The sequence below is a fragment of the Pseudomonas iridis genome (assembly GCF_017980685.1).
In the GTDB taxonomy this organism is placed as follows: domain Bacteria; phylum Pseudomonadota; class Gammaproteobacteria; order Pseudomonadales; family Pseudomonadaceae; genus Aquipseudomonas; species Aquipseudomonas iridis.
In genome coordinates this window covers 56451-73198 of the sequence record NZ_JACXXO010000008.1, presented here as the reverse complement: position 1 = coordinate 73198, position 16748 = coordinate 56451, and the positions used below count along the sequence as shown (strand labels likewise).

14 protein-coding genes are annotated in these 16748 nt (G+C 61.4%); 1 reads left to right on the top strand and 13 read right to left on the bottom strand.

Annotated features, from left to right (window positions below; translation table 11 throughout):
* Positions 1–101: 101 nt before the first annotated feature.
* Entirely contained in the window at positions 102–719 is a 618-nt protein-coding gene (gene trhA, locus IEQ42_RS15035) for a PAQR family membrane homeostasis protein TrhA (protein ID WP_150593613.1), read from the bottom strand.
* Positions 720–933: 214 nt separating this feature from the next.
* Here trhA and IEQ42_RS15030 point away from each other — a divergent pair, with 214 nt between their 5' ends.
* Entirely contained in the window at positions 934–1854 is a 921-nt protein-coding gene (locus tag IEQ42_RS15030) for a LysR family transcriptional regulator (RefSeq protein ID WP_210704039.1), read from the top strand.
* A gap of 100 nt (positions 1855–1954) precedes the next feature.
* On the opposite strand, the gene madM is transcribed toward IEQ42_RS15030, so the two are convergent.
* From madM to IEQ42_RS14970, 12 genes are all read right to left on the bottom strand, one after another.
* Entirely contained in the window at positions 1955–2719 is a 765-nt protein-coding gene (gene madM, locus IEQ42_RS15025) for a malonate transporter subunit MadM (protein ID WP_210704038.1), read from the bottom strand.
* 5 nt (positions 2720–2724) lie between these two features.
* The gene (gene madL / locus IEQ42_RS15020) at positions 2725–3117 is read right to left on the bottom strand and encodes a malonate transporter subunit MadL (protein WP_210704037.1); all 393 of its coding nucleotides are present in this window, start codon (positions 3115–3117) and stop codon (positions 2725–2727) included.
* A gap of 64 nt (positions 3118–3181) precedes the next feature.
* Positions 3182–4102 (bottom strand): malonate decarboxylase subunit epsilon, encoded by a 921-nt coding sequence (gene mdcH / locus IEQ42_RS15015; RefSeq protein ID WP_210704036.1) that lies wholly within the window; start codon positions 4100–4102, stop codon positions 3182–3184.
* On the bottom strand, positions 4099–4719 hold the full coding sequence (locus tag IEQ42_RS15010; RefSeq protein ID WP_210704035.1) for a malonate decarboxylase holo-ACP synthase: 621 nt from the start codon (positions 4717–4719) through the stop codon (positions 4099–4101). Before IEQ42_RS15010 ends, mdcH begins: the two co-directional genes overlap by 4 nt.
* Positions 4713–5498 (bottom strand): biotin-independent malonate decarboxylase subunit gamma, encoded by a 786-nt coding sequence (gene mdcE, locus IEQ42_RS15005; protein WP_210623082.1) that lies wholly within the window; start codon positions 5496–5498, stop codon positions 4713–4715. Before mdcE ends, IEQ42_RS15010 begins: the two co-directional genes overlap by 7 nt.
* Positions 5495–6346, bottom strand: a complete 852-nt coding sequence (locus tag IEQ42_RS15000; protein WP_210704034.1) for a biotin-independent malonate decarboxylase subunit beta — start codon at positions 6344–6346, stop codon at positions 5495–5497. Before IEQ42_RS15000 ends, mdcE begins: the two co-directional genes overlap by 4 nt.
* Entirely contained in the window at positions 6339–6638 is a 300-nt protein-coding gene (locus IEQ42_RS14995) for a malonate decarboxylase subunit delta (RefSeq protein WP_210704033.1), read from the bottom strand. Before IEQ42_RS14995 ends, IEQ42_RS15000 begins: the two co-directional genes overlap by 8 nt.
* A complete protein-coding gene (locus IEQ42_RS14990) occupies positions 6638–7510 on the bottom strand; it encodes a triphosphoribosyl-dephospho-CoA synthase (RefSeq protein WP_210704032.1) in 873 nt (290 codons plus the stop codon). The genes IEQ42_RS14995 and IEQ42_RS14990 overlap by 1 nt, the downstream gene beginning before the upstream one ends.
* Positions 7510–9180: a malonate decarboxylase subunit alpha gene (mdcA, locus tag IEQ42_RS14985; protein ID WP_115147116.1), complete on the bottom strand. Its 1671-nt coding sequence runs from the start codon at positions 9178–9180 to the stop codon at positions 7510–7512. The genes IEQ42_RS14990 and mdcA overlap by 1 nt, the downstream gene beginning before the upstream one ends.
* A 294-nt stretch (positions 9181–9474) precedes the next feature.
* Complete coding sequence (locus IEQ42_RS14980; protein ID WP_150687977.1) at positions 9475–9840, bottom strand: DUF6124 family protein; 366 nt, start codon at positions 9838–9840, stop codon at positions 9475–9477.
* A 530-nt stretch (positions 9841–10370) separates the two neighbouring features.
* Positions 10371–10841 carry a chemotaxis protein CheW gene (locus IEQ42_RS14975; protein ID WP_200616848.1) on the bottom strand — a complete coding sequence of 157 codons (471 nt, stop codon included), beginning with the start codon at positions 10839–10841 and terminating at the stop codon, positions 10371–10373.
* The gene (locus IEQ42_RS14970; protein WP_210704031.1) at positions 10834–16746 is read right to left on the bottom strand and encodes an Hpt domain-containing protein; all 5913 of its coding nucleotides are present in this window, start codon (positions 16744–16746) and stop codon (positions 10834–10836) included. Before IEQ42_RS14970 ends, IEQ42_RS14975 begins: the two co-directional genes overlap by 8 nt.
* Positions 16747–16748 lie beyond the last annotated feature (2 nt).

Here is a 16748-nt window from a genome sequence, read left to right as displayed (position 1 = left end):
CTGGCAAGCCAGCTCCCACAGGTACTTTGTTGGCCACAACAGTTGTGAACAACACTGAATCCTGTGGGAGCTGGCTTGCCAGCGATTAGCAGCGCCTCGGTCTACAAGACGTAAAACATAATCGCGACAAAGTGCAGCAGACTCCCGGCAATCACGAACAAATGCCAGATTCCGTGGGCATGTCGTAGCCGATGATCCAGGGCAAAAAAGATAATCCCCACGGTGTACAAAACCCCGCCCGTCGCCAGCCACGCGAAACCCGTCGCGCCCAACGCCGCCAGTAACGGCTTGACTGCCACCAGCACGATCCAGCCCATCACCGCATAGATCACGATGGACAGAATCCGCGCCTCGGAACGCGGTTTGATCTCTTGCACAATGCCGATCAGCGCCAGCCCCCAGACAATCCCGAACAGCGTCCAGCCCCATACCCCGCGCAAGGTCACCAGGCAAAACGGCGTGTAGCTGCCGGCGATCAGCAGATAGATCGAGAAGTGATCGACCTTCTTCATGATCTCTTTCTTGCGCCCGCGCACGCTGTGGTACACGGTCGATGCGCTGTACAACACCAGCAGGGTAAACGCGTAAATCGCCACACTGACGATCTTCCATGGACTGCCATCGAGGCAGGCGATGACCAGCATCCACACACCACCGATAAAAGCCGCCACTGCCCCGACCAGATGCGTCCAGGCGTTCAATCGTTCTCCGTGATACATCTATTGCTCACCTCAAAATTCATTACCGCAGCGCGCAAGGCTCGGGCCTTGAGCGTAAAAGCGCAATGTTTCCGTTCAACATGAATCCGCGTAGGAGCTGCCGCAGGCTGCGATCTTTTGATCTTCAAAGGCAAAAGATCGCAGCCTTCGGCAGCTCCTACAAAGAGCGGCGCATACCGTGCACAATCGGCCGACATAAAAAAGAGTCCGCGCCATGCTGATCGACGAAGAGTTGACCCTGAAAAAACTCGAGGTGTTCCTCGCTTTCATGCGCACCGGCAATCTCGCCCGTGCCGCTGCCGAGTTGCAGACCAGCAACGTCAGCGTGCACCGCGCGATTCACTCGCTGGAAAGCGCCCTGCGCTGCCCGCTGTTCAAACACGAAGGCCGCAACCTGACGCCGCTGGAAAGCGCCTATGTACTGGAGGAACGCGCGCAGAAGCTGATCCAGGACGTGGTCGAAAGCGTACGCCTGACCCGCGAGGCCGCCGGGTTCTCCGCCGAACGCTTCAAACTCGGCTCGCTGTATTCACTGACCGTGAAAACCGTGCCGCAACTGATCATGGGCCTGAAGATCCGTCGCAGCGAACTCAACATCGACCTGATTCTTGGCTCAAACATCGACCTGCTCTACAAGCTGAAAAACATGGAAGTCGACGCGATTCTGGTGTCGCTGGACGACAGCATCAACGACCCGGATTGCGAGCAGATTGCGCTGTTTTCCGATGACATTTTCCTCGCCACTCCTGCCGATTCAAGATTTGCCCAGCGCAGTGAAGTTGATCTGGCGGACGTACGCGATGAAACCTTCATCACCTTGACTCAGGGCTTCGCGACCCATCAGGACGGCAATCGGGTGTTCAGGCAGGCGGGGTTCGAGCCGAAGGTGGCGATGCAGGTGAATGACATCTTCACGCTGCTGAGCATGGTCAGTTCCGGGGTGGGATATGCGTTGCTGCCGGGGCGGATTGCGGCGGTGTACGAGAACCGGGTAAAGCTGATTCCGCTGCAGGAAAAGTATCGGTTGCAGCAGCACATTGGCGTGGTGTTTTTGAAGGCCAAGGAGCGCGATCCGAATTTGCTCGCGTTGTTGGCGGAGTGTCGGATGTATGCGAATCGCCAGACGGCGGTGTGATTAGCAGCAGATCAAGATCAAGAGCTGCCCCCTCACCCCAGCCCTCTCCCCCAAGGGGGCGAGGCAAAGGGAGCAGATCTTCATGCTTTTCAGACGGCCGTTATCCCACCAACCCCCGCATCACCAAAAACAACACCGAAGGCCCAAGCAAACACCCAAGCGCGGTATAGAACGCCGCCGTCAGGCAACCGTAAGGCACCAGTTTCGGGTCCGTCGCCGCCAGCCCGCCAGCCACGCCACTGGAAGTGCCCATCAACCCGCCGAAGATCACCGCACTGCGCGGGTTGTTCAAGCCGATGATCGGCGCTACGAACGGTGTCATCACCATCACCAGAATGGCCTTGATCAACCCCGCGGCAATCGACAGCGCCATGACTTCAGAACTGGCACCAATCGCCGCCCCGGTAACCGGGCCGACAATGTAGGTCACCGCCCCCGCGCCGATGGTGGTCAGGCTCACCGCATCGGTATAACCGAACGCCATCGCCACACCTACACCGGCGACAAACGACGTGCCCACCCCGACAAACAGCGCCAGTACACCGACAAACCCGGCCCGCTTGAGCTCTTCAACACTCACGCCGAACGCCGTGGCAACGATGGCGAAATCACGCAGCATCGCCCCGCCCAGCAAACCGATACCGGACAACAGTGGAATATCCACCACGCCTTTCTGCCCACCGGTCAGCGCACCGCCAACGTAGGACAACACCAGCCCGAGCAGAATGGCGATCGCCGAACCGTGCAACCGGCCCTTGGTGAAGGTGTTGGACATCCAGTAGGACACCCACATGGTCAGGCCGACAATCAGGAAGCCGCTGATCAGGCCGTAACCGGTGATGACTTTCATCAATGATTCGTACATGGCGATCACCCCACAGTCTTGGGTGGAATGACGGCGGTCGACTCCTTGTTACCAAGGCGTACCAGCACCGGCACCATGGCAAACGCAATCACCACAGCCAGCGTCCCCGCCAGAATTGCCATCGGCCCGCCCTTCAGCGCGCCATAAACGTTTTGCTGCGCCGCCATGGCGACCACGATCGGAATGTAGATCGCACTCCAGAACTCGACACCCTGTTCAGTCTTGCCCTTGAGCCAGCCGGTTTTGTTCAGATAACTGCCCAGTCCGATCAACAGCAGCATCGCAATGCCGACGCCGCCGACGTTGGCCGGCACGCCGATCAGCTTGCCGAGCAGTTCACCGATCCAGATACCCACCAGCGTACAAAAGGCGAGAAACGCCACACCGTAAATAATCATTGTTGTAGTCCTCAAAGTGCATCGTTGAATGTTGTTTTTGTTGTTCGAAGCTTGAGTCGGCGTTTTAGGTTCGGCGGCTTCCCTCCTCACGCAACAGCGCCTGCAAGGTGTCGAGCCGAGCACTGTCGAAGGCAGTGACAGTGCCTGATTCAAACACCCGGCGCGCCAGCCCGGTCAGCACCGCACCGGGCGGCAGTTCGATCTGTAGCCGCACGCCGCGCTCGTAGGCGCTTTGCACGGTGCCGCGCCAGTCCACTACGCGGCACATGTTGAAAGCGAGGTCGTCGCGCAGGGCATCGACCTTAGTCACCGGGCGCGCCCGGCTGCCACTCAGGTAAGCGATTTGCGGGGTTTGCAGTTGTATTTTGGCGAAGGCTTCAGCGAGGGCCTGAGCCGGGTGATCCAGCAGCGGACAATGCGACGGCACGCTGACCGCCAGACGTTTCGCCAGCCCCGCGCCACGACTGCGTGCCAGTTCGGCAACCGCTTGCATCGCCTTGTCACTGCCAGCAATGACCACTTGGTTATCGGCGTTGATGTTGGCCAGAAAAACCGGCGTTTCGGCGCTGTGAACTTGCACCAGCAACGCTTCGACTGTGGACAACTGCAAGCCGATAATCGCGGTCATGCCAAAGCCCTGTGGATAAGCCTGCTGCATCAACTCACCGCGCAGGCTGACCAGATGCAGTGCATCGCTGAAGCTCAAGGCACCCGCCACCACCGCTGCCGGGTAAGCGCCGATGGACAAACCTGCGACGTAATCCGCCGTCAGTCCGTCCTGCAGTAACTGCCGCGAAGCGGCTGTGCCTGCGATCAACAGACACAACTGAACCGCCCTCGTCGTGCGCAACGCTTCGGCAGAGTCGAGCAGCAACACGTCTTCGCCGAGCACATCGCTGGCCTCGACCAAGGTTTCCCGAGGCAACCGCTGGAGCATTCCCGGTTGCTGCGCGCCCTGGCCTGGGAACACCAAAAGGCTGCTCACGCTGCCTGCTCCTGCACATTCCATGGATCTGCCACCAGACATGCCTGATGGGCGTTTTTCAGCAGCACCCGCGCTGAGGGGCCAGCCCATTCGCGCAGGGCCACCGCGCCGAATGGCGTCTGCAATTGCATGTCGACCCGGCAGGCTGCCTGATCGAAAAGCGCTACCAGTTCGCGCGCCTGATTACGCGCCAACAGGTGCGGCGTACGCAGGATCAGATCGAGATCGCTGCCCTCATGCATCGCCGTAAAACCACTGGCCAGTTCAAACCCGGCACTGCCACTGACGCCCCAGACCCAACCGCAATCATCGAGCATCGGCCGCAACTGTTCGAGCGCGCGCAGGGCCGGCACGTCGCGATCACTGTCGACATGACAAAGCGCTTCCGGACTGACCCGACAGGCAATCGAATCGACTGCCATGAACGCCGCCAACCGCTGCTCGCGCAAAACACCGCGCACGCCAACGGCAACAAAACCATCAGCGCTCGTTGCCCGGCGCACCACCACCGGTTGCCCGACCCTGAGCGATTCAACCACCCACTGCGGCGCATCCACCGGCAACTGCGCAGGCGACATGCCCCAGAGCAGATCGTGGGCCAGAGGCATGTTCACCACTGCGCCCTCAGCAGTTCGCGCACGCGGCTGGAAGCTTCACGATTGTTCGCACCGAGACGACCGCTCAGATCATTGCCGCTGACATCGTTGATCGCTTGGTTCAGGCATTCAGTCACCCGGGCCAGATCCTCGGCTGTCGGCTGCTCGATCTGCTGCACCGACAGGGTTTCCCAGAGCAAGCCGAGGCTGGCATAGCTGTCGATGTCATAAGCCATCGGCGGCACGCTGGCGGCCAGTGCTTCGAGTTCTTCGACGCTGCGCAACGTGACCCGCGCCGCCGACGCCTTGCCCATCGCGTGCACCATCACGCCGGGATCGCGCAGGGCAATCAAACGGTTGGCCTGATAACCGTGGGCAAGAAACGCCCCGGACATCGCTTTGCCCACAAGAAGCCCAATCACCGGATGCCCGGCCAAACGTGCGCGGGCATAACTGTCCGCAGCACCGGCCAAAGCCTGATGAATGCCAAGCGCTTCTTCGCGACGACCATAGGCCTGGCTAGGTACATCGACGATGGCGATCAGTGGGCGCTTCTGTGATTTGTCGCGGTCAGCCGTGATCGCGTCATCCACAGCCTTGGCCAAACCCCAGCCTTCCAACAGCCCGACTTCACCGTTTCGAGCACGGGGAAAACGATTGTCCGGGTCAGCGACCACGGCGATAAAACGTCCGAGTTGGCCATCCGCAACCTTCAACGATGACGGCAGCCCTTCGACCTCTACGGCGCCTGCGCTCAACGCGTTGAACCAGTTCAAACCGCGCACGGAATAGCTACTCATGAGCGCTCTCCTTGATACAGATCGCGAACCACCGAAGGCTCGATTTGCTTGTCAGTGTCGAGGCTGGCCAGACGCTGCAGGTACCACTCGGCACGCTGACTGCGCGGTTGTGTCGGCAATCCTTGCTGCAACAGTTCACCGACCTGCTGACGAATCTGCGCCACATCGTCGGCGACATAACGATCCACCAACCCACTGGCGAAACGCTGCTCGCCACCGGTCAGGCTCCAGATAAATGGCCGGTCGCGTGAGTCGTATTCTTCGATCCCGGCTTCCTGCTCGATCACTTGCGGGCCGTTCAGGCCAAGGCGTGCTTCCTGGGTCACCAGCAGATAGCTGCACAGCGCAGCGGCAATCGACATGCCGCCAAAGCAACCCACGCTGCCCGCCACCACACCGACGACCGGTTGGTACTGCTGCAAATCGACAATTGCCGCGTGAATATCGGCAATCGCCGCCAAGCCGAGATTGGCTTCCTGCAAACGCACGCCACCGGTTTCCAGCAGCAATATGGCGCGGGTCGGGATGCCTTTGCGGTTGTCCTCGGCGGCCAGCTCCAGCGCGCCGGCAATTTTTGCCCCGCCGACTTCGCCGAGGCTGCCGCCCTGAAACGCGCCTTCGATGGCGGCGATCACCACCGGCAGGCCATCGACGCTGCCCTTGGCGATCACCACGCCGTCATCGGCCTGCGGCACCACGCCCTGGCGTTCAAGCCATGGCGACATGACGCGCTGGAACGGGTCAAGCAATTCGCGGAAGGTGCCGGCATCGAGCAAGGCTTTCGCCCGTTGCCGCGCGCCGAGTTCAACGAAGCTGTGTTTTTGCAAAAGCGCTGCGCTGTCAGTCATGGCCGACCTCCTCGAAACCTTGCTCCAGACGCAACCGCACCACACCCGGCGTCGCGCCGAAATCGTGGATATCGATGGCCATGGCGGGCGGCGTGGTGCCGTCGAACATCCGCGCAAACAAGTGCTGCCAGCGCTGCTGCGCGCCGTTGACCGAGGTCTGCACGTTGATCGTCAACTTGCCGGCCAGTCCCGGTTCGATCAGCACTTCCAGATCGCCCGAGCCAACACAACCGACCAGCGCGCGACCGCGTGGCGGCGGCCCGGCGGGGAATTCAAACGATAGGGTTTCCATCAAAACGCTCCCTGAAAGAGGCCGTCGCGCTCGATTCGGTCGAGCAGAAGCGTGGCGGCGAGCAAGTCGGCGGCGCCACCGGGCGAGGCATTCAATGCGATGAGTTGTTGATCCAGTTCGTGCAGTCGACGGCGGCCGGTGAGGCTGGCGCTACCGCCGGCATCCAGCACCGCTTGCGCGCCTTGCTGCATGGCTTGCAACCCCGCTTGGCCGGCGCGATAGAGCACGCAGGTGTCGGCCAGGTCAGTCATGATCGCCAGCAAGGCGTCGAGCCGGGCGTTCTGTTCGCCGTGACCACGGGCGCGACTGCTTTTGAGTTGCGGCAAGCCGCGTTGCAGCACCGACGGAAAACCCAGTTGCGCTTCTTCGCGAGCACCGTGTGCGCCGTACCGCAGGGCGACTTGCGCGCCGTGACTTAGCGGGCGCGGTGCATAGCGATCATCGAGCAGCGCCAGACGTGCGGCCCTGACGGAAACTGCACCGGCCTTGCTGGATTTCGCGTCCAGTGCCGCCGCTGTCACGATCAGGCCCAATGCCCAGATCGCGCCGCGATGGGTATTCACGCCGTGAGTGGTCGCGAGCATCGCTTGCTCGCCTTCACGGCCAATCCGCCCAACCGCTTCGCGCAACGGCAAAGCGACTTCGCCGATGTCGACAGCCGCCTCGGCCATCTCCTTGAACGCTGGCCATAACGACAGCGCCGAAGCGTGCATCAGGCCCAGGTGCAGATCGGTATGCGCGCCGTTGCCACGACGATCCACCAGTGCCGGTTTCGGTGACAGATCCGCTTCGTCGATCAACGCGTCGACCGCCAGATCCGCCAGTCGCTCGGCCAGGCTCAGAGGTTTCGTTTGCAGGTTGAATGCGTGCATTACCAACTCCTGAACTTGGCGGGCGGGTTGTAGAGGCCGCCGGACCACTCGACCAGATCGGCCACGCTCTTCGCCGCCAGCAGTTCGCGGGTGGCGTCGGTGCGGCGGATGCCGAGGTCTTCGGGCAAGGCGATCAAGCCTTCGCGGCGCATGCGCTCGGTGTCTTTGGGGTTGTGGCGCAGGCCAATGGCGGTGACGCCCGCAACGGCTGCGATCATCGCTTGGCGCTCTTCCAGCGAACGCGCTTTATAGAGGTAAGCGATGCCTTCTTCAGTCAGCAGGTGGGTCACGTCGTCGCCGTAAATCATGATCGGCGCCAGCGGCATGCCGCTCTTCTTCGCCACTTCCACCGCATCGAGGGTTTCGACGAAGGTCGGTTTGCCGCCCTCCTGGAACGTCTCGACCATTTGCACCACCAGTTTCTTGCCGCGTTCGAGCATCGGTTGCTGCGAGTCGTCGTGGCGCATATCCAGCCATGCAGGTGTGCCGTGGCGGCGGCCACGCGGGTCGTGGCCCATGTTCGGTGCGCCACCGAAACCGGCGAGTCGGCCACGGGTAACGGTGGAAGAATGGCCGTCTCCATCGACCTGCAGCGTCGCGCCGATAAACAGATCCACCGCGTACTGCCCGGCCAGTTGGCAGAACATCCGGTTGGAACGCAGCGAGCCGTCGCGACCGGTGAAGAACACGTCTGGCCGGGCGGCGATGTAATTTTCCATGCCCAGTTCGGTGCCGAAGCAATGCACGCTTTCAACCCAGCCACTTTCAATCGCCGGGATCAGCGTCGGGTGCGGGTTTAGCGTCCAGTTGCGGCAGATCTTGCCCTTGAGGCCGAGGGATTCGCCGTAGGTCGGCAGGATCAATTCGATGGCTGCGGTGTTGAAACCGATGCCGTGGTTGAGCGACTGCACGTTGTGTTTTTCGTAGATGCCGCGGATCGCCATCATCGCCATCAACACATGCACAGGCTTGATGTGACGCGGGTCGCGGGTGAACAGTGGTTCGATGTAGAACGGCTTGTCGGCCACCACCACAAAATCGACCCATGACGCCGGAATGTCCACGCGGGGCAGTTCGCTGACGTCGTCGACCAGTTGATTGACCTGGACGATGACGATGCCGTCGCTGAACGCTGCCGGTTCGATCAGCGCCGGGGTGTCTTCGGTGCTTGGGCCGGTATAGATGTTGCCGGCACGGTCGGCCATGAACCCGGCCGAGAGCACGACGTTGGGAATCAGGTCCACCACCAGCCGTGCGTAGAGTTCGATGTAGGTGTGGATTGCGCCGACTTCGAGCAAGCCGTCCTCAAGCAGCTGGCTGATGCGCAGGCTCTGGGTGCCGGCGAAGGAGAAATCCAGCTTGCGGGCGATACCGCGTTCGAACAGGTCAAGATGCTCGGAGCGGCCGACGCTGGGCATGATCATGTGCAGGTTGTGGAGTTTCTCGGGATCAGCCTTGGCGAGAGAGCGAGAGAGGAAGTCCGCCTGCTTCTGGTTATTACCCTCCAGCACTACACGGTCGCCGGGCAGGATCAACGCCTCAAGCGCCGCGACGATCTTGTCGGTGGGCAACACCACACCGTCGGCCAGCCCACGCACCTTGTCGAGACGGCGCTGCTTCTCATCGCGCCGCCGCGTCCAGCGCGAGTCGGGGGATATTGTTGTTGTCATGCTCACTCCACGGGTTCGCTGTCGTGGAGCTAAGTTAGGCGTGTGGGGTGGGTCCATCAATCAAGCAGTGTGGTGAATCATTACGCTTGGCGTAACGATCAAGAGCCCCCTCACCCTTGCCCTCTCCCGGAGGGAGAGGGGACCGATTGGGGGATGCTCAAGAAATACGCCGACCTGATTGTGCTTTACCGAATCCATAATCGACTCGGTTGTTCAGGTCGATGTAAAACGCGCTACACCTCGGTCGGCCCCCTCTCCCCCCGGGAGAGGGCTGGGGTGAGGGTTGGCTTTAAATCACTCCGTAGGCACTAACCTGTCCAGCACCCGATTGACGGCCAGCTCCGCCAGCATCACCACTTGCGCGATACCTTGCAGGGTTTTGCGGTGGGTGCCTTCGACCATCGCCACATGGTTGTGCAGCATGACGGTGGCCGAGCCAAGTGTTTCGCTGGCATCTGCCAGGAGAGACTCGGTATCAGCTTCGGGGTCTGTCATGTACAGCTTGTTGGGTTTGTAGGGTGCGGCCATGATTTCGGCGGTCGGTGGCCCGAGGTAATGGTCGAGGGCGCGCTCGGCGGCTTCGTGGAGTTTCTTGGAATCGGGCGATTCGTAGGGGGATGCCGGGTCTGTGACCGGCGGGTTAGGCGTTGGTTTAATCATCTTCAGGTTCCGGAATAAAGCTGGAACCGCCTCTCTGCTAAAAGAAGGGGTGGCAGCTGAACGCAGGTTAGCAGACCGGGGAACCTAAGGAAGCCGGCGCGCCGAAGCGCCCTGCGCACAGCCGCCATCGAACTCAGGCGTTGAGCCTGACTGATGATGTGTGTGCACCCTTAGATTAACCACGGGCTGCTAAACCCGATCACTGCGAATCAGTGACCCGATCCAAGTTACGCAGCCAGCCCTGGGCGCACAAGCCGGCGGATTCTGGTGCATGCGTAGGCAGCGGCGCAAGGATTTGTAGGCTCCCGGGCGTAACACCGAGTGTCTTTAAACATCAGTGTCGGAAAGGGTTTATTGCACTACAGAAATTGCGGATTTGCCTGTCGGCATCTGGCCACGCGACTGGCCTCATCGCTGGCAAGCCAGCTCCCACAGGGTTTTATGTGGTTCACAAGATTCGAATACAACTCGGACACTGTGGGAGCTGGCTTGCCAGCGATAGGGCCATTCAGAGCACAACAAATGCTGGATTAATGGACAAGCCCCGCCTCCACCAGCAACTGCTCAAGTGCCAACAAATCCGGCACCTTCGCCACCTGTTCCCCCACCTGCACCGCTGCCTGCTCCAGCGCACACAGCGGCACATCAACGTAGCTCAACTGACTGTCGAGTTTGTAAGACCGCGGAATCCCCTGCACCAGCAGCGCAATGAACTTCAGCTCCGGCAACCCGCCCAGCGCATTGAGGATGACGATCCGCGCCCGCTCGCCAATCACGATTTTTTGCCCGCAGGCGGACTCGAAACTCAACAGCGGAATCTGCCGCTCGCGCCACATCACCCGCCCCAGATACCACGGTGGCGTATCCAGATCGAAGGCGCTGGCCTGATAGTCGATCAGCTCCGCGACTGCCACGTTCGGCAGGATCAAATTGCGATCCGCCAGTGGCAGCAGCAGCCCGGTAAGTTGGCTGGTGCGCGGGTTGTGCCGGCGCTCATGCATGTTTCTTGCTCCAGTGGGCAATGCTTTCGAGCAGCACCGATTCCTGGTACGGCTTGCCGAGGTAGTCGTTGACGCCGATGGCCATGGCGCGGTCGCGGTGTTTCTGCCCGGTGCGCGAGGTGATCATGATGATCGGCAGGTGCTGCAGGCGCTCGTCGTTGCGTACCTGGGTCGCCACTTCGAAACCGTCCATGCGCGGCATTTCGATGTCGAGCAGCATCAGGTCGGGCATGTGTTCTTCGAGCAGGAGCATGGCGTCGACGCCATCCTTGGCGGTCAGTACGTTCATGCCGTGGCGCTCAAGCAAACGGCTGGTGACCTTGCGCACCGTCACCGAGTCGTCGACCACCATCACCAGCAGCGGTTTCTGCGGTTCGCTGTCGATTTCCGGGCGCGTCGGATGCTGCGTAACGCGCGCCTGCATCGCGCGGATCGGCGCGAGCAGATCAAGAATCAACACGACCCGACCATCACCCAGAATCGTCGCGCCGGACACGCCCTGCACCGCCGCGAACTGCGCGCCGAGGCTCTTCACCACAATCTCGCGAGTACCCGCCATGGCATCAACCTGCACCGCAATGTGCCGATCGTTGTAATGCACCAGCAGCACCGGCAATGGCAGATTCTGGCCGAGCAGTTTCGGCCGTGGCGCGGTTTTCAGCAGTTCGCCCAGATAGCACAACTCATAGCGCTGGCCGCCGTATTGATAGCTCGGCGGGTCGAGACGGAAATGTCCTTCGAGGTCATTCGGCAAGACCCGGACGATGCCCTCAATGGTGTTCAGCGGAATCGCGTATTGATCCTCTGCGCACTGCACCATCAACGCGCGATTGACGGACACCGTGAACGGCAAACGGATGCGGAAGTGCACGCCCTGCCCCGGCACCGAGTCGATGCTCATGCTGCCGCCCAGTTGGCGGACCTCCTCGTGAACCACGTCCATGCCGACGCCACGCCCGGAAATCTGGGTAATTTTTTCGGCGGTGGAAAACCCCGGCTGAAGGATGAACTGCAACACATCGCGGTCGCTGATCTCGGCGTTGGGGGCCAGCAAACCACGCTTTATCGCCTTGCGCCGCACGGCTTCCAGCGGCACACCAGCGCCATCGTCGCGAATGTCGAAAACGATGTCGCCACCCTCGCGCGACAGGTCGAGGCTGATCTGTCCTTGCGCCGGTTTCCCGCAGGCCAGGCGTACCTCGGCAGATTCCAGACCATGGTCGACGGCGTTGCGCAGCATGTGTTCCAGCGGCGCGACCATGCGCTCGAGGACGTTGCGGTCCATCTCGCCTTCGGCATTGCCGACGACGAACGCAACGTCCTTGTTCAGCTCTTCAGCCACCTGACGGACGATGCGTTTGAGGCGCGGCAACAGACGTTCGAAAGGCACCATGCGTGTACGCATCAGGCCTTCCTGCAATTCGGTGTTGATCCGTCCCTGTTGTTGCAGCAGGTTCTCGGCGTCGTGGTTGCGTCGGTCGAGGGTTTCCTTGAGGTCGAGCAAGTCCGAGGCGGATTCGAACAGCGCTCGCGACAGTTGCTGCAACTGCGAATGACGGTCCATTTCCAGCGGATCGAATTCTTCATAACCGAGGCGCTCGGCATCGACCTGCTGCCGGCTGAGAATCCGTCCCTGGGTTTCGGTGTCGAGGCGACGCAGTTGATCGCGCATACGCTCGATGGTGGTTTCCATCTCGTTGAGCGCTATCTGCGCGTCGTTGACTTGCTGTTCGATACGCCCGCGGAAAATCGAGGTTTCCCCGGCCAGGTTGACCAGTTCGTCGAGCAGTTCGGCGGAGACCTTGACCATGTCAGCGCTGGCGTCGACGGCAGGTGGCGCGGTCTCGGTCTTGACCGCAAGCGGCAACGGCGGCGGGGTTTCCGGCGTCGCTGGATGACTGAAATTGCGAATCGCATTGATCAGCCGATCCGCCGGCGGGCAAGGTTGCCCGGCACGCACGGCATCGAGCATTTGCGCCAGTCGGTCGTGGCCGCGCTGGACCAATGCGAACAACTCGGTCGACGCTTGTAAGGTGCCGGCGGAGAGACTTTCGTAAAGGTATTCCAGCTCATGGGCAAGATCGCCGATCGGGCCGATCTCGACCATCCGCGCGCCGCCCTTGAGGGTGTGCAGATCGCGCAGCAGGGTTTCCACTTCCTGACGATTGCCCGGTTCGGCCTGCCAACGCAGCAGCGCGGCGCCGGAGTTTTCGATGATGTCGAAACCTTCTTCGAGGAAGATTTCCAGCAACTCCGGATCGTGCCCGGCACCTTCGTAATCGACGGCAGGTTGCGCCGTTTCGACGCTGGCGGACGAACCTTGGCGAAACTGCCGAATCGCCTCAATCAGATCCTGCGCCGGGTTCAGCGGCTGATGGTCTTGCAGCTGTTCCAGCAGCAGCGCCAAACGCTCATGGCTCTTGTGCAGCAAACGACCGAGGGCTTCGCTGTGGCTGTGGCGCCGATCAACCAGGCCTTCGTAAAGGCTTTCCAACTCTTGGGCCAGATCCCCAATGGCTTCGACTTCAGCCATCCGCGCACCGCCCTTGAGGGTGTGCAAATCGCGCTGCAACGAGGACAGCGGCGCGGCGTTGTCCGGGTCGTTCAACCAGCGCTGCAAGGCTTGCCCGGCACTGTCGAGAATGTCCACGGCCTCTTCGAGGAAGATGTCGACGATCTCGTCGTCCGGCGCTGGGATAGACGTGGATTGTGCAAGCTCAGCAGTCGCGGCGCCCAGTTCGCGGATGCTCAAGGTGCGGCTGCCGTCGCTGCGGATCAGGCCCATGGACGAAGGATCGAGACTTTCATCGAGCAAGTCGTGCAACGCACGAATCCGCGCAGGCTGCGGCGTGACTTCCTGGCCGGCGGCCAGCTCGTCGAGCATGTTGATCAGCGCTTCGTGAGCGTTCTGCGCCTCGTGGAAGAACCGGTCGCTGACCGCCAGGCTGCTTTCTTCCACGGCGCCATACAGGTCGAGCAAGGCTTCGCACAACACATCGACCGGCAGCAGATCCGCCAGGTGCGCGCCTTCGCCGAGGGTAGTCAGTTCATCCAGCAGCGCGCTCAATTCCTGCCGTTCGCCGGGATGTTGCTGCCAGCGCTGCAAGAGACTTTCGGTGTCGAGCAGGATGTCCATGCCTTGCGCAAGAAAGTTGTTGATCAGTTGCGGATTACGCTTGATCCGCAGGCCGGTGTTCGGCGCATTGAGGATCGATTCCAGACGCTCGGCGAGCAGCGCTTCGGTGCGTTTGATCAGTGACTGCGCGCCTACAATCGGCGCCAGCGGATCATGCTTGAGCTGACGTAATCCGACACGGAACAGGCCCTCGGCTTCGAGGAGCAATTCCACTTCATCGAGGTCGAGCGGCAGTTGATGCGCCTTGAACTCTCGGGCCAGTTGATCAAGCGGCGCCGCCAGTTCGGCAATCGGCAACACACCCGCCATCGACGCGCTGCCCTTGAGCGTGTGCAAGGCGCGCTGCAATTCGTCGCTGGCTTGCAGCGGCACGTGTTCAGCGGCCTGATCGAGAAAGCGGTTGAGGCTGGCGAGATGGGTTTCGGCTTCGTTGCGGAAGATCTCCAGCAACAATGGATCGAGCGCCGCGACGTCATCAACGTCCTCGGCGGCCAGTGGTTCGTCACCCTTGGCCAAAGCATGGGCACGCGCGGCGAGTTGATCGACATCGCTGCGCTGACGCTGGCGATTGGTGGCGAATTCGCTGATCAGTTCCGGCAGCAACAACACCGTGTCGGTCAGCAGTTGCTGGACCACCGAGCCGGGTTCGACGCTTTGCTCCAGCACGCGGTTGAGCAGATTTTCCACGGCCCACGCCAGTTCGCCGAGGATCAGCGCACGCACCATGCGTCCGCTGCCTTTCAAGGTGTGGAAGGCGCGGCGCAGTTCGGTCAGCGCGGCGTGATCCTGCGGATTGGCCGACCAGCGCGGCAAGTATTCGTGAAGGACTTCGAGAACCTCGTCGGTCTCTTCGAGGAACACTTCGCGCAGTTCGTCATCCACCGGTTCTTCATCCGCCGGTGGCGGCATCAGGCTGCCGGGCGTGATCCGCGCGGGCGGGTTGAGCACCGACACCGGGCTGGCCAGGACCTCGGCCAGCGACTGTACAGTTTCAGGATCGTCCAGCGACTGCGCGTCCTGCATCACCAGTGCTTCGCTGGGACTGAGCACGTCGTCGAGCACCGGTACATGGACCTCACCGGGCTGCTCGCTGGGAAAGAAACCGAGGCTGGCGAGACTCTTCTGTGCGATATCCAGCAGTTGCTCGCCGGGCGTCAGCGGGTCGTCGGTCAAGCGTTCCAGATAGTACTCAAGACTGCTGATGACATCGGCCAGGTTGTCCAACTGCTCCCAACCCGGTTCACGCGGATCGAGCAACAGATGTTCGCGGATAAAACCGTTGCAGGCCTCGACCAGACTCGCCGCACGTGCAAGCGGAATCATCGCCAGTGCACCGCGCACTTGAGTCAGCAGTGCAGGCAGTGGTTGCAGCTGCTGGCGGTCCCAGTCGGCGTCGATGTAGTCGACGATCATGTCCTTGGCCTGTTGCAGGCAGATGCGTGCTTCCTTGATCACGATCTGGTGGATCTGCGTGAGGTCGGTGGTCGGCAGGCGCGCGTCTTCCGGGCTTTCCGGTTCGACGGTGCCGACCATCCCGGCCAGGGTCGCTTCGACGTAGAGCAAGGCACCGGCGACGTCCATCAGGACGGCGTCGTTCGGTTCACGCTGGCCTTGGGCGATGCTCAAGACCACCGCCAATTGGTCAATGATGACTTTGCGCGGCTGGCCGAAACCGAGCACGGCCAGGGTGTCGGCGATCTGCCGCAGTGGTGCCAGCAGACTTTCCAGATCGGACGTATGTTGGCGGTCGCTGCGCACGAACAGGTCGAGCCGCTCCTTGACCCGCACCAGTTCTTCGCACAGTGCCGCGAGCACCGAGCGCATCGCATCGCGGTCGGGACCGGCCAGGCGCGCGCGTTCTTCGTCGACCATCGCGCTGTCGGGCAAAGCATCATCCAGCGAGTAGCGATCTTTCATGGTCAGCATCTGCCCGGTGGGATTTTCGGCTTTGGCTATATAGAACAACAGGCTTTTGAGCAGCTCCGCAGGGGGCGGCTGATTGAGCCCTTGCAGGCCTTGTTCGAGCAGGCGCTTGAGCTCTTTGTCGGCATCCTTGAACAGGCTGCGTAGCGCCGGGCTGTTGGCGATCACACCCTCACGCATGCCTTCGACCAATGCCGATGCAACTTGCCACAACGGACTCAACGGCGCATCGCCGCTTAGCGCCTGGAGACGGCTGAAGACCTTGGCCAGATAATCGAGGTGAGTGTGATCATCCTGTTCACGCAACAACCCGACCAGCGCCATTTGCAGCGTCTGGCGCAACTTGCGCAGTACGCTCGGCAGTTCGGCCGGTTCCAGCAGCGCCAGCGCCTCTTCACTCAGCGGCGCCAATTCCGGCAGTTGCGGGCTGAACAGGCTGGTTTCCGAGAGCAGGCTTTCACCACGGGCGCTGCGCAAATCATTGATCAGCGGCAAGACCACCAGCGGCAGATCGCGACGGGCGCTTTGCACACGCTCAAGGTAAGTCGGCAATTGCCCCAAGGCTTGTAACAACAGGTGCAGAGCTTCGTCGCGATGGCTGACGCGCTCGTGCTGGAGGGCTTCGACCAGATGTTCCATTTCTTCGGCGAGCAACGCCGCGCCGTAGAACTCGACCATCTGCAAACTGCCGTGGACCTGATGGATGTAACTCAGGCACTCGTCGAGCCCGGGAAAGGCCTGCGGATCATCGAGCACGGCTTCGATCGCCTGATGCGCCTGTTTCAGCGTTTCGGCAATTTCGCCCTTGACCCATTCGAGGGCCACGTAATCGTGCCGATCACCCATAA